At 55.2% G+C, this 12,735-nt stretch carries 12 protein-coding genes; 7 read left to right on the plus strand and 5 right to left on the minus strand.

What is annotated here, in order from left to right:
- Positions 1-398: 398 nt before the first annotated feature.
- The 4 genes from hemB to KIK84_RS06955 all read left to right on the plus strand — a co-directional run bounded on the left by hemB (position 399) and on the right by KIK84_RS06955 (position 4,154).
- On the plus strand, positions 399-1,412 hold the full coding sequence (gene hemB, locus KIK84_RS06940; protein ID WP_214122350.1) for a porphobilinogen synthase: 1,014 nt from the start codon (positions 399-401) through the stop codon (positions 1,410-1,412).
- Positions 1,413-1,425: 13 nt separating this feature from the next.
- Positions 1,426-2,520, plus strand: a complete 1,095-nt coding sequence (locus tag KIK84_RS06945; RefSeq protein ID WP_214122351.1) for a magnesium transporter CorA family protein — start codon at positions 1,426-1,428, stop codon at positions 2,518-2,520.
- Positions 2,521-2,526: 6 nt separating this feature from the next.
- Positions 2,527-3,165 carry a MarC family protein gene (locus KIK84_RS06950; protein WP_214122352.1) on the plus strand — a complete coding sequence of 213 codons (639 nt, stop codon included), beginning with the start codon at positions 2,527-2,529 and terminating at the stop codon, positions 3,163-3,165.
- Between the two features lie 185 nt (positions 3,166-3,350).
- Complete coding sequence (locus tag KIK84_RS06955; RefSeq protein ID WP_214122353.1) at positions 3,351-4,154, plus strand: sulfite exporter TauE/SafE family protein; 804 nt, start codon at positions 3,351-3,353, stop codon at positions 4,152-4,154.
- Here KIK84_RS06955 and mrdA read toward each other — a convergent pair.
- Genes mrdA through KIK84_RS06975 form a run of 4 tightly spaced genes read right to left on the minus strand, consistent with a single transcriptional unit; the run spans position 4,135 to position 8,560 of the window.
- Positions 4,135-6,087 (minus strand): penicillin-binding protein 2, encoded by a 1,953-nt coding sequence (mrdA, locus tag KIK84_RS06960; protein ID WP_214122354.1) that lies wholly within the window; start codon positions 6,085-6,087, stop codon positions 4,135-4,137. The two genes, KIK84_RS06955 and mrdA, sit on opposite strands and share 20 nt — an antisense overlap.
- Positions 6,088-6,101: 14 nt before the next feature.
- Positions 6,102-6,632 carry a rod shape-determining protein MreD gene (mreD, locus tag KIK84_RS06965; RefSeq protein WP_214122355.1) on the minus strand — a complete coding sequence of 177 codons (531 nt, stop codon included), beginning with the start codon at positions 6,630-6,632 and terminating at the stop codon, positions 6,102-6,104.
- Positions 6,629-7,501, minus strand: a complete 873-nt coding sequence (gene mreC / locus KIK84_RS06970) for a rod shape-determining protein MreC (protein ID WP_214122356.1) — start codon at positions 7,499-7,501, stop codon at positions 6,629-6,631. The genes mreD and mreC overlap by 4 nt, the downstream gene beginning before the upstream one ends.
- A 15-nt stretch (positions 7,502-7,516) precedes the next feature.
- The gene (locus KIK84_RS06975) at positions 7,517-8,560 is read right to left on the minus strand and encodes a rod shape-determining protein (RefSeq protein WP_214122357.1); all 1,044 of its coding nucleotides are present in this window, start codon (positions 8,558-8,560) and stop codon (positions 7,517-7,519) included.
- Positions 8,561-8,753: 193 nt separating this feature from the next.
- Here KIK84_RS06975 and gatC point away from each other — a divergent pair, with 193 nt between their 5' ends.
- Genes gatC through gatB form a run of 3 tightly spaced genes read left to right on the plus strand, consistent with a single transcriptional unit; the run spans position 8,754 to position 12,020 of the window.
- The gene (gene gatC, locus KIK84_RS06980; protein WP_214122358.1) at positions 8,754-9,053 is read left to right on the plus strand and encodes an Asp-tRNA(Asn)/Glu-tRNA(Gln) amidotransferase subunit GatC; all 300 of its coding nucleotides are present in this window, start codon (positions 8,754-8,756) and stop codon (positions 9,051-9,053) included.
- A gap of 4 nt (positions 9,054-9,057) precedes the next feature.
- The gene (gene gatA, locus KIK84_RS06985; RefSeq protein WP_214122359.1) at positions 9,058-10,560 is read left to right on the plus strand and encodes an Asp-tRNA(Asn)/Glu-tRNA(Gln) amidotransferase subunit GatA; all 1,503 of its coding nucleotides are present in this window, start codon (positions 9,058-9,060) and stop codon (positions 10,558-10,560) included.
- Positions 10,561-10,562: 2 nt separating this feature from the next.
- Positions 10,563-12,020: an Asp-tRNA(Asn)/Glu-tRNA(Gln) amidotransferase subunit GatB gene (gatB, locus tag KIK84_RS06990; RefSeq protein WP_214122360.1), complete on the plus strand. Its 1,458-nt coding sequence runs from the start codon at positions 10,563-10,565 to the stop codon at positions 12,018-12,020.
- A gap of 63 nt (positions 12,021-12,083) precedes the next feature.
- On the opposite strand, the gene KIK84_RS06995 is transcribed toward gatB, so the two are convergent.
- Positions 12,084-12,734, minus strand: a complete 651-nt coding sequence (locus tag KIK84_RS06995) for a DUF4124 domain-containing protein (protein WP_214122361.1) — start codon at positions 12,732-12,734, stop codon at positions 12,084-12,086.
- Between the last annotated feature and the right edge of the window lies 1 nt (position 12,735).

Below are 12,735 nucleotides of genomic sequence, written 5' to 3' on the forward strand. Positions count from 1 at the left end.
TGCACTTGCTCGACCACCGCCAGCTTAAAAGCCAGTATGTAGTCCTTCTGCGTTCTCTTGATGCCTGATTCCATTTGACTTGCCTTTTCTGTGATGAAAAGGTGTCAACCTCCGGCAGGACGGGTCACAAGACAAAAAAAAAGCCCCGAACACTCGGGGCTTCAAGCCTATTTGCTGTCACACATCAAGGCCCTGCTCAGGGAGGAAAAGCAGGGGACAGTTGCCTGTCCGATCCGGAGTATAACGAGAAACCGTTTTTTGGGTAGCCCCTAGGTGTAAAGATTTCTGTGCATTTGGTAGGTTTTTAATATCGGTTACCTTGACTCAAATCGACTCCCTGCATGGACGCCAATGCGGCAGATCCACTACGATTGCCACTATCACTCTAGAAGCCATTTATGACATCCAGTTTTCCTTTTGCACGCCCACGTCGATTGCGCCATGACACCTTCACTCGCAATCTTGTACGGGAGACACAACTCAGCGCCCATGATCTGATTTACCCTGTATTTGTTGTGGATGGCAGCAAACAACGCCAAGCGATTTCATCCATGCCCGGTGCAGAACGTCTAAGTTTGGATTTGCTGTTACCCGTCGCGGAGGAATGCTGTCGCCTTGGCATACCTGCCTTGGCCTTGTTTCCCGCCATTGAGCAAAGCTTGAAAACTTTTGATGGAAAGGAGGCCCTAAACCCTGATGGCCTCGTCCCCCGAACCATCAAGGCACTGAAACAGGCGTTCCCAGAGCTTGGCGTGATTGCAGACATTGCCCTTGACCCATTTACCAGCCATGGACAAGACGGCATTCCGGACACCCGCCCCGGGCATAACAACTACATCTTGAACGACGAAACGGTCAGTCTTTTGACCCAACAAGCCCTTATTTACGCACAGGCCGGTGTGGACATCGTAGCGCCCAGCGACATGATGGATGGACGTGTTTACGCCATTCGCTCAGCACTGGAGAAAGAAAATCTCATTCACACGCGCATCATGTCCTACAGCGCTAAATATGCATCCGCTTTCTATGGCCCATTCCGCGAGGCGGTTGGCTCATCTAGCAACTTGGGCAAAGCCGATAAGAAGGTTTACCAAATGGATCCCGCCAATAGCGATGAAGCCTTGCGCGAAGTGGCACTGGATATTAGCGAAGGGGCGGATATGGTGATGGTGAAACCGGGCATGCCGTATTTGGACATCGTGCAGCGGATCAAAGCAGAGTTCAAAGTTCCGACATTTGCCTACCAAGTGAGCGGTGAGTACGCCATGCTCAAGGCAGCTGCCCTCAATGGCTGGTTGGATCACGATGCGGTCATGATGGAAAGTCTGCTGGCATTCAAGCGTGCTGGTGCAGATGGCGTGCTGACCTACTTTGCACGGGATGCCGCTCGCTTACTGCACCTTAGCAGCTGAACAGAACAGTGTTATGCGCACATTCTTCATTGGAGAACAAGGCGTCACTGAGCAAACCCAGGACATCTGCATCAATCTGGCATCGAATCCAAACGACTACATCTGGCTGGCTTGCACTCGCAACGAATTTGAAAGCAACGCCGAGCGCATACAAGGTGCTTTGCTGAACTTAGGTGCAAGCCCACTCTTGGATCTGCATGTCTCCGACTTGCTCAACCACCAGCTACCATCACACCACGACTTCACCTCCAATTACGACATCGTGGTTTTCCGGCGTTTGGCAAGCTACCGCGCCAGCACCACTGCGTCCACCTTAGTGCATGCTCCGATTGCCCAATTACAGCGATGCATTGATACGCAAGCTGTTGGTTTTGCGGTGTTTGACCGTGTGCTTTTGTCCGTACATCCAGACTCATGCAGCGTCCTAGACAGTTATGCCAGCAAACTCCTGCAGCCTAGCAGCCTTGCGGGCAGCAGCAACAAGCGCCTGCCAACCTCTTCTGCCGACTTGATGCTGCGCATCATTAACTTGATGGTCGACGGTTATTTAGGACTGCGCAAAGACCTCACGACAGCGCTGGATCACTGGCAAAACGAACTGCTCAACCCGCACACCCGCTTTCACCATTGGACAGCCATCCTAGATGCTCGCATGGCATTGCACCAACTCGATGATGTGTGTGAAGACCAGCGTGCTTGCATACAAGATTGGATTGAAGCTACCAAAACATGGCCAATCCCTGAAACCCACGCTGAACGAACCAACCTAGAGTTGCTACAAGTACGCAGTCGCGATGTACTTGAACATATTGAGCGAGTCATACAGCATGTTCGCAAGTTGGAGCAAAGTGCGGAAGCGGCCGTGCAAATTCACTTTTCCGTACAAGGCAATCGCACCAACGACATCATGCGCACCCTCACCGTGCTAACGGCTATTTTTCTGCCGCTCAATTTGATTGCAAGTATTTTCGGCATGAACTTCGACTTCATTCCACTGCTGCACAAACAAACGGGCTTCTGGTGGATTCTGGGCTTGATGGCAATCTGCGCATCGGGCTTAACCGCCTTCTTCTGGCGCAAACGCTACTTATCCCGAACAAATCGGTAATAGGCCATGGACATCAAACCCCTTATCACCCTTCTGGCCATTGTGAACCCATTGGCCATCGTTCCATTTTTCATCCACTACACCGAAGGATTCTCAGCACAGCAACGCCGGCACACGATTGGCGTTTCAGCCTTTGCATGTTTCTTGGTGGTCGGACTCTCTGCTACTGCTGGTTTGCATATCTTGGCTTTCTTCAGTATTTCACTCGCCAGCTTTCAAGTCGGTGGCAGCATGCTGCTGTTATCTAGTGCACTCAACATGCTGGCAGCACAACCAGCTGAAGCCAAAACGGCCTCCTCTGACATGCATGACGGTGCCGAAAAAGCAGCCATGGGCGCAAGCATCGCCGTAGTACCTCTGACCATTCCCTTGCTGACAGGGCCTGCAACCATGTCCACAGTGGTTATTTACGCAGAAAAAGCGAAAACCATTTGGCAGCAATTGACACTAGTGGGCTACGGTCTTGTCGTGGCCTTGGCCACCGCTTTGTGTTTTTCTTTGGCCGATCCCATCGCGCGCTTTTTAGGAAAAACCGGTATCAATGTCATGACGCGGTTGATGGGTCTTATCTTGGCAGCATTGGCGGTAGAAGTCATGTCAGATGGCTTGATCAAACTGTTCCCCGTTTTAGGGGGCGCTGGTTAACCCCCAGAAGGGTTAGTCCTAATGCTGCAAAAGTCTTCGTTGGATACATTCATCAACCAATAGAGCAATCACTGGTGCATGAACACCGTGTACAGGATGCCGAGGAGACGGCACTTTCAATAATTAATGACAAACCCTTTAAGCACAGCCAAGGCTGTGCTTTTTATTTGGGCGAGAATCAAGGGATGGAATTACTCGTCGTTGCGGTCGCCTCCCTGTTTGCAGGTTTTGTAGATTCAATCGTAGGAGGCGGGGGACTGATCCTGATCCCCGCCTTATTCGCCACATTCCCCCAGACACCACCAGCCACTTTGTTTGGAACCAACAAGGGGGCTTCTGTTTGGGGCACCTCCATGGCTGCTTGGCGCTTTGCGCGCCGCGTACAAATGCCTTGGGCGGTATTGCTGCCTGCTTCAGCGATGAGCTTTGGCATGTCTTTTGCGGGAGCATGGCTGGTTACGATGGTGTCACCCTCGCTACTGCGCCAGGCATTGCCTGCTGTGCTCTGTTTGCTACTGGCATACACCTTGTATAAAAAAGACCTTGGGCATGCTCACGCACCACTGAGGGACTTTTCGCGAGAGCGCAAACTGGCTTGTTTGATAGGCGGTGGCATTGGCCTGTACGATGGCTTTTTCGGCCCTGGCACTGGCAGCTTCTTCGTGTTTTTGCTAGTCAGGGTCTTGGGCTATGACTTCTTGCACGCATCCGCCGGGGCCAAACTACTCAACATGGCCTCTAACCTATCGGCTATTTTGCTGTTTGCCCTCAAGGGCCATATCTGGTGGCACTATGTACTGGTGATGGCTATTGCTAACGTACTGGGTAGCGTGGGTGGCTCGTACCTTGCGCTCAAACACGGCTCTGGTTTTGTACGCCGCATTTTCATCACTGTAGTGATTGCACTGATCTGTAAATCCACTTGGGACATCCTGCCCAGCACATGGCGCACAGACGTACTGCACACCTTCAGTGCTCTGGCACCCTAGGCCAAGGAATGTCAACAGCCTTGCGTGGTGTACCAATCGGCGCAGTAGCCATGCCTTTGCTGACAGCTGCCAAATCCTCCACGCTCGGATATTTACCCAACAACCAATAGTCAAAAACACGCCGCGCAATCGGCGCGGCGGCAGCGGCCCCAAAACCTGCGTTCTCCACAATGGCAGCCACCACAATCTTGGGGGCATCGGCTGGTGCAAAGGCAATGTAGAGTGCGTGGTCGCGCTGATGCTCTTCCATGGCTGCTGCGTTGTACCGTTGATTCTTGCCCAAGCTCACGGCCTGTGCCGTCCCCGTCTTGCCACCACTGGTATAGCCGGCACCTGCAAAAACCCGTGTTCCCGTACCCACCTGGGTCACCGCCACCATGGCATCTTGGATTACTTTGAGATTTTCTTCTTTGTAGCCCAGAGACTCACCGGGCTCTAGGGCAATTTCATTCTTAGCACGCGTGGTGGCATCTTGGGTTGCAATAACCAAGCGAGGCTTGTGCTTAACACCATGATTGACCAAGGTAGACAACGCTTGCGCCATTTGCAACATGGTGAAGGTGTTGTAGCCTTGACCGATCCCCAACGAGATGGTCTCACCGGCGTACCACTTCTGCTGCTCAGGGCGTTTGTAATACTTGCGCTTCCACTCTTGGCTAGGCAAAACGCCACGCACTTCACCCTGTATATCAATACCTGTTAGCTGCCCAAACCCCAGCGGCTTCATGAAGTCGTGGATAGTGTCCACCCCCAACTCATTGGCCAAAGAATAAAAGTACACGTTACTGGACTCAGCGATAGCGCGCCGCATATCCATGATCCCGCCCTTTTCATTCTCCGGACTGCCAAATCGATTACCACCAAACATGTAGTAACCCGGATCATTAATCAGGGTATGGGGGGTTCTGGTTCCCGTCTCTAGCGCCGCCAATGCCATGAATGGCTTGTAAGTCGACCCAGGAGGATAGGTACCACGCAAAGCCCGGTTCAGCAGTGGTTTGTCTATTGATTCGTTGAGCATTTGCCAGTTGTCTTGGTCAATGCCTTCTACGAACAAATTGGAGTCAAACGTTGGCTTGCTCACAAACGCCAGCACATCCCCACTCGCAGGATCCAAAGCAACCAGCGCCCCACGACGCTGCCCATACATGTCCTCTACCAGTTTTTGCAGCTTGATATCGATAGACAACATGACACTGTTACCCGGGGTCGATGGCGTACTGGCCAGCTTACGCACTGCACGCCCGCCTGCTGAGGTCTCCACCCGCTCAACGCCAGTAATGCCATGGAGCTCATGTTCGTAACTTTGCTCAATACCCAGCTTGCCAATATATTCCGTCCCACGGTAATTAGCTTGGTCTTCACTATCGGCGATCTTGTCTTTTTCTGTCCGGTTGATACGGCCTATGTAGCCAATCACATGGCTAGCCAATTCACCGTAAGGGTAATTGCGAAACAAGCGCGCTTTGATTTCCACTCCAGGAAAACGAAACCGCTGGGCTGCAAAACGCGCCACTTCCGCATCGGTCAAGCGTGTGCGAATAGGCAGTGAATCAAAGTTCTTGGATTCTTCCAACAACTTTTTGAACCGCCTGCGATCCCTAGCCGCAATATCCACCACTTGCGCCAGCGCATCAATGGTCTTCTCAAGGCTATCAACTTTGGATGGCGTTATCTCCAAGGTGTAAGCCGAATAATTGGTCGCCAACTCAATGCCGTTGCGATCCATGATCACCCCCCGATTGGGGACGATGGGCACAATAGCAGTCCGATTGGTTTCAGCCTGAGCCGCCAAGTCTTCATGGCGCCACACCTGCAGGTAAACCATTCGCAAAACCAGCAGGGAAAAGCACACCAAGACAGCAATGCTGGCCGCTAGGATTCGAACCCGAAAACGCGCCAACTCTGCTTGTAAATTGCGTAGCTCAATCATGCAACGCCCAACCCTTACAAAGGCCTGTTTGCATCAGGATCGGGCGCTCTGCGCTGCGGTGCTAGCAAAAATACCGTCAGCGGCAGCCACAGCAAAGACTCAAGGAGAGGCGCAAGAACAATCCACCAGCTTGGGTGACCTTGCGACAAGGAGACACGCAGCACCGTCATCATGACGTGGGCCATCGCAAACAAGGGCAACACTTGAACAGCCTGAGATGGCAAGCTAAACCACAACAAGCGACGGTGCACTGCAATCGCCAGAAAACTGAGTACCGAATAGGCCAAGGCGTGCTGACCCAGCAGAGATGCTTCGTGGACATCCATCAATAAACCAAACACAAAGGCTGCGGCAATACCGACCCGCTGGGGTTGGTGGATAGTCCAGAAAACCAAAACCACCGACAACACATCCGGTGCCCACGGCAATTGCCCATTGGCAAGAAAGTTCAACATGATGTTGGCCACGAAAGCCAAAATCATGCTGAGCCAAATGAATACTGGATTTGCTGGTAACAGAAGCTGTTGGCCAGGACGCATGATCATGGCTGCTTCTCCTCAACGGACATCGGATCCAATATCAGCACATGCTCTGCACCCGCTGTTTTGGCGATCGGTGTGCAATAGATACGGGCAAACGCAGCATCCACTTTGCGCTCAATTTTTTCAATGCGCGCCACTGGCAAGCCCACGGGATACACACCATCCACACCACTGGTGGTTAGCAAGTCACCCTCTGCCACATCGGCATTAGCAGCCATATAGCGCAACTCCATTGCTTCAGCGTGGACACTGTTGTCACCGAAGGCCACACCACGCGCACCGGTGCGCACATTCAGAACGGGAATCGCATGATCCCGATCAGTGAGCAACGTGACCTCGCTACTGAGTGGATAGACACGTGTTACCTGCCCAACGACACCCAATTCATCCACAACCGGAGAACCCAATTTGACCTGCTGCATGGCACCTCTATCTACCACGACCTTGCGCGTGAATGGATCGGCCGCATCAAACAACACTTGCGCGCTTTGGTAATGCACGGTCAAGCGTGCACCAAGTGCCAGCAAATCGCGCAGCCTCTTGTTTTCCAACTCCAGCTGCTCAACGCGCGCGGCACGCAACGATTGCTGCAGCAACTGCGATTGGGCACGCTCTACATCGCGGTGAGCCGATGTGACAGTCGTTACATAGTCAGAAAAACCTTCAACCCACTGCACAGGCTGCAACACCAACCATTGCACCGGGTATACGACCGTAGCCAACACCAAGCGCAGTGGTTGCATGACCTTGAAACGGCCATCACCCACCATCAACAGCAAGGCCAAGGCACTGCAGATAGCCAAACGCGACAAGGCCGAAGGGCCTTGTCGAAAGAAGGGAGGCGGATCTCTATCCAGCGTACCAAGAGGCATCGCTGACCTTGACTCTTATTCGCTGGTGAAGATGGAGCCCAAACGCTCCATTTGTTCCAAAGCCATGCCGCAGCCGCGTACCACGCAAGTCAGCGGATCTTCGGCCACCAACACGGGCAAACCTGTTTCTTCGGCCAACAAGCGATCCAAGTCACGCAACAAAGCACCGCCACCAGTCAGCATCATGCCGCGGTCAGCAATGTCGGCTCCCAATTCTGGGGGCGTTTGCTCCAAAGCGTTCTTCACTGCAGAAACGATGTTGTTCAGGGGATCTGTCAAGGCCTCCAGAATTTCATTGGAGCTGATCGTGAAGCTGCGTGGCACGCCTTCGGACAGATTGCGTCCGCGCACTTCCATTTCCTTGACTTCCGAACCAGGGAAAGCAGACCCAATTTGCTTCTTGATCGCTTCGGCTGTGGGCTCTCCAATCAGCATGCCGTAGTTGCGGCGGATGTAGTTGATGATCGCCTCATCGAACTTATCGCCACCCACGCGCACAGAACCTTTGTAGACCATGCCACCCAAAGAGATGACGCCCACTTCGGTCGTGCCACCACCGATGTCCACCACCATGGAACCACTGGCTTCACTCACGGGCAAACCTGCTCCAATCGCAGCAGCCATGGGCTCTTCGATCAGGTATACGTCACTGGCACCCGCGCCCAAAGCGGATTCACGGATGGCACGGCGCTCCACTTGGGTTGAACCGCAAGGCACACAAATGATGATGCGTGGACTGGCTTTGAGCACCCCACGTGGCAACACCATTTTGATGAACTGCTTGAGCATTTGCTCAGTCACCGTGAAATCGGCAATCACACCATCTTTCATCGGGCGAATGGCCTCGATGTTGCCAGGCACTTTGCCCAGCATCGCCTTGGCCTCCATACCAACGGCTTGGATAGTCTTCTTACCTTGTGGGCCACCCTCATGGCGGATGGCCACTACAGAAGGCTCATTGAGTACGATACCCTTGTCACGGGCTACGATGAGCGTATTGGCCGTACCCAAGTCAATGGCCAAATCTGTAGAAAAATACCGACGGAAAGCTCCGAGCATCACTAATCCTCTCGTGTAACGCCAGCACACGCTAGCGTCACATCTCTGGTGGGGTTTATTACATTTTGTTCCGGCTAGCTGCGCATACCCCATGCGCCTTACACCAAACTAAAGGCTGGATAATACCTTATAGCCCACTGTAAAGCCCGCCAGGATACTGGGGCCAAACACCTGTTTACATAGATTTAACAACATGTCTCTTTCACTTGCCGATATCGAGCGCATCGCCCATTTGGCCCGCTTGCAACTGCAACCCGAGCAAGCCACTCGCCTGCAAGGACAACTCAACGGTTTCTTTGACATTGTGGAAGCCATGCGGGCGGTCGATACAACGGGGATTACCCCTTTGGCGCACCCTACCGATGTGGTGCAAACCGTGGCTCTGCGCCTGCGAGAGGATACGGCCAACGAACCCAACCAGCGTGAGGCCAACCAACGCAGCGCCCCTGCCGTTGAGAACGGCTTATTCTTGGTTCCCAAAGTGATCGAATAACGCCATGAGCACCTCGTCTTCTACCCCCCTGCACCACCAAAGCCTGCGCCAGTTGCGCGACGCCCTGCAAACCAAGCAAATCAGTGCTGTCGAGCTGGCACAGCACTTTGTACAGCGCATGCAAGCGCACCAGTCCTTGGCCGCCTTTGTGGCCACCGACAGCGATGTGACATTGCAGCAAGCCCAAGTCGCCGACGCCCAGTTGGCCACGGGCAATGCCACTGCGCTAACGGGCATCCCCATAGCCCACAAAGATATTTTTGCCACCCGCGATTTCCCCACCACGGCAGGCTCGCGCATCCTGCAAGGCTACCGCTCGCCGTTTAACGCCACGGTGGTGGATCGCTTGCAAAGCGCCGGCATGGTGAGCTTGGGCAAACTCAGTTGCGACGAATTTGCCATGGGAGGCTCCAATGAAAACGTGGCCGTGCCAGCCGTCGGTTTAGATCAAGCCACGCCTTGCCGCAACCCGTGGGACAGCAGCCGCATTCCGGGCGGCTCATCGGGCGCTAGCGCCGTGGCGGTAGCCGCTGGCTTGGCCCCCGCTGCCACGGGCACCGACACCGGCGGCTCCATCCGCCAGCCAGCCGCTTTTTGCGGCGTGACTGGTATCAAGCCCACCTACGGACGCGCTTCCCGTTATGGCATGGTGGCCTTTGCCTCCAGTTTGGATCAAGCCGGCCCCATGGCGCGCAGCGCCGAAGACTGCGCCCTGCTGCTCAGCCACATGTGCGCCCCCGACCCAGAGCGTGACTCCACCTCGCTGGATGTGCCAGCACAAGACTTCACCACCACACTCACGCAAGACATCCAAGGCCTGCGCATCGGTGTGCCGCAAGAGTTCTTCGGCAACGGTTTGGCCGATGACGTGCGCGCACGCGTGGATGCCGCCTTGCAAACACTGCAAAGCCTGGGTGCCAAGCTGGTGCCTATTGCATTGCCGCGCACCGAGCTGTCCATCCCCGTGTACTACATCATCGCTCCGGCCGAAGCCAGCTCCAACCTGAGCCGCTTTGACGGTGTGAAGTTTGGCCACCGCGCAGCGCAGTACGACGACTTGCTGGACATGTACAAGAAAACGCGTGCCGAAGGCTTTGGCCCCGAAGTGCAACGTCGCATCATGATCGGCACTTACGTGCTAAGCCACGGCTACTACGACGCCTACTACCTGCAAGCGCAAAAAATCCGCCGCATGATTGCCGACGACTTCCAGCGCGCCTTTAGCGAATGCGATGTGATTGCAGGGCCAGTAGCGCCCACGGTGGCATGGAAGATTGGCGAGAAAACCGATGACCCCGTGGCCAACTACCTGGCCGACATCTACACCCTACCTGCCTCGCTGGCCGGTTTGCCCGGCATGAGCATTCCAGTTGGCACCGGTGCCGCTGGCATGCCGATTGGCATGCAGCTCATAGGCAACTACTTGCAGGAAGCGCGACTGCTCAACGTAGCGCACCGCTTCCAACAAACCACCGATTTCCACACCGCCAAGCCCGCAGGATTCTGACCATGGCAAGCAGCACAAACTCCTTGCTGGTGCAGGGCTACGAAGTCGTCATCGGCTTTGAAACCCACGCCCAGCTCTCGACCCAATCGAAGATTTTTTCCCGCGCTAGCACCGCTTTCGGCGCTGAGCCCAACACGCAAGCCTGCGCAGTGGACTTGGCCCTGCCCGGCACCCTGCCCGTGATGAACAAGGGCGCGGTCGAGCGCGCCATCCAGTTCGGTTTGGCCATTGGTGCCCACATCGCGCCGCGCAGCATCTTCGCGCGCAAAAACTACTTCTACCCCGACCTGCCCAAGGGCTACCAAATCAGCCAGTTCGAGATCCCGGTGGTGCAAGGCGGCGAAGTGAGTTTCTTTTTGGGTGACGAGAAAAAAAGCGTGCGCTTGGTGCGCGCCCACTTAGAAGAAGATGCCGGCAAATCGCTGCACGAAAACTTCATCGGCCAGTCGGGCATTGACCTCAACCGTGCTGGCACACCGCTGCTGGAAATCGTGACCGAACCGGACATCCGCTCTTCGCTGGAGGCGGTGGCCTACGCCAAAGAGTTGCACAAGATCGTGACCTGGATCGGCATCTGCGACGGCAATATGCAAGAAGGCTCGTTCCGCTGCGACGCCAACGTGTCGGTGCGCAAACCCGGCCAGCCCTTGGGCACGCGCCGCGAGATCAAGAACCTGAACTCGTTCAAGTTCATGCAGCAGGCCATCGACTTTGAGGTACGCTGGCAAATTGAGCAGATTGAAGACGGCCACGCCATCCAGCAGGCCACCGTGCTGTTCGACCCCGACACGGGCGAGACCCGCGCCATGCGCACCAAGGAAGACGCGGCCGACTACCGCTATTTCCCCGACCCAGACCTGCCACCGCTCTACATTTCAGAACAGTGGATTGAGCAGATTCGCAGCCAAATGGCCGAGTTGCCGCGCAATATGGCCAGCCGCTTCCAGAGTGAATACGGCCTGTCTGACTACGACGTAAACCAGCTTACCCAAAGCGTGGCGCTGGCCCAGTATTTTGAAAAAACTGCCAACGCCTGCGGCCAAGCCAAGCTGGCAGGCAACTGGGTCATGGGCGAAGTATCACGCCGACTCAATGTCGACGAAATCGGCATTGAGCAGTGCCCTGTCAACCCCGCGCAACTGGCCAGCCTGATCGCCCGCATTGCTGACGGAACCATCAGCAACAACGCTGGCAAACAGGTGTTTGACGCGCTGTGGACAGGAGAAGGCAGCGAGGTCGATGCCCTCATCGAGGCTAAGGGCCTCAAACAAATGAACGACTCCGGTGCTCTGGAAAAGATCATTGACGAAGTGATTGCTGCCAACCCCAAGAACGTGGAGGAATACCGCAACGGCAAGGAAAAAGCCTTCAATGCTTTGGTCGGCCAAGTGATGAAGGCCAGCAAAGGCAAGGCCAACCCGCAACAAGCAGGCGATTTGCTCAAGGCAAAATTGGCTTAACCACGCTGTGCCGCCTGCCCTGCTACAGAGTGGGGCGGGCGATCACGATGCAGGCGGCATCGCCTACTGCAGCTGGGCCTGCTGGGCCCACATGCCCTCAAGACGGCGCAGTTCTTCGTCAAAACGGGCATTGATGCGCTGACGCTCCTGCTCTTGATCCGACAAAAAGCGCTGCTGTGAAGACAGGTTTTGTGCATTGGCTTCGCGGCGTGCACGCAAGCCACTGGGCCATTTGCTGGTATCGGTACCGTAGGCTTTGGCTTCCGCATCCAACTGGGCGCGCTGACCCACCAACTCATCAATGCGGCGCTGCACCGCGTCAATGACGCCATTGATCGCGCTCAGAGAATCTTGGCGTTGCTTTTCGTGCGCCGCTTTGTTGGGGTAGCGCGTCGCCAGCGCCCTGTCACGACGCCGCTCATCGGCTTGGCGCTCTGCGGCCTCTTGATCGGCACGCTGTCGCGCCTCATATTCGGCCTGTTCTTTGGCCGTCAAAACCGGACCTCGGCGCTCACGGGTCGAGCCACTGGGGTTGAGAACCCGCTGCTCGCGGTCTAAGCAATCGGCGATAGGACGATCCGATGTGAGGCGGCGCCCTTTGGAATCCACACAGACAAAAATGCCATTGGTGCCCGCCGCATCTGCTGCATGCGCAAGCGCGATGGGGCCACCGCACAGCAGCATTCCTAGCAACAGACTACAGACACTCCTCATA

It is taken from the genome of Curvibacter sp. CHRR-16 (assembly GCF_018474005.1).
Taxonomy (GTDB): Bacteria; Pseudomonadota; Gammaproteobacteria; order Burkholderiales; family Burkholderiaceae_C; genus Allorhodoferax.

Coding starts and splice junctions, on each gene's coding strand:
- gatB (WP_214122360.1), top strand. CDS start 10,563: ATGGCAAGCAGCACAAACTCCTTGCTGGTGCAGGGCTACGAAGTCGTC.
- KIK84_RS06945 (WP_214122351.1), top strand. CDS start 1,426: ATGCGCACATTCTTCATTGGAGAACAAGGCGTCACTGAGCAAACCCAG.
- KIK84_RS06995 (WP_214122361.1), bottom strand. CDS start 12,734: ATGAGGAGTGTCTGTAGTCTGTTGCTAGGAATGCTGCTGTGCGGTGGC.
- hemB (WP_214122350.1), top strand. CDS start 399: ATGACATCCAGTTTTCCTTTTGCACGCCCACGTCGATTGCGCCATGAC.
- KIK84_RS06950 (WP_214122352.1), top strand. CDS start 2,527: ATGGACATCAAACCCCTTATCACCCTTCTGGCCATTGTGAACCCATTG.
- KIK84_RS06975 (WP_214122357.1), bottom strand. CDS start 8,560: ATGCTCGGAGCTTTCCGTCGGTATTTTTCTACAGATTTGGCCATTGAC.
- mrdA (WP_214122354.1), bottom strand. CDS start 6,087: ATGATTGAGCTACGCAATTTACAAGCAGAGTTGGCGCGTTTTCGGGTT.
- mreD (WP_214122355.1), bottom strand. CDS start 6,632: ATGATCATGCGTCCTGGCCAACAGCTTCTGTTACCAGCAAATCCAGTA.
- KIK84_RS06955 (WP_214122353.1), top strand. CDS start 3,351: ATGGAATTACTCGTCGTTGCGGTCGCCTCCCTGTTTGCAGGTTTTGTA.
- mreC (WP_214122356.1), bottom strand. CDS start 7,501: ATGCCTCTTGGTACGCTGGATAGAGATCCGCCTCCCTTCTTTCGACAA.
- gatA (WP_214122359.1), top strand. CDS start 9,058: ATGAGCACCTCGTCTTCTACCCCCCTGCACCACCAAAGCCTGCGCCAG.
- gatC (WP_214122358.1), top strand. CDS start 8,754: ATGTCTCTTTCACTTGCCGATATCGAGCGCATCGCCCATTTGGCCCGC.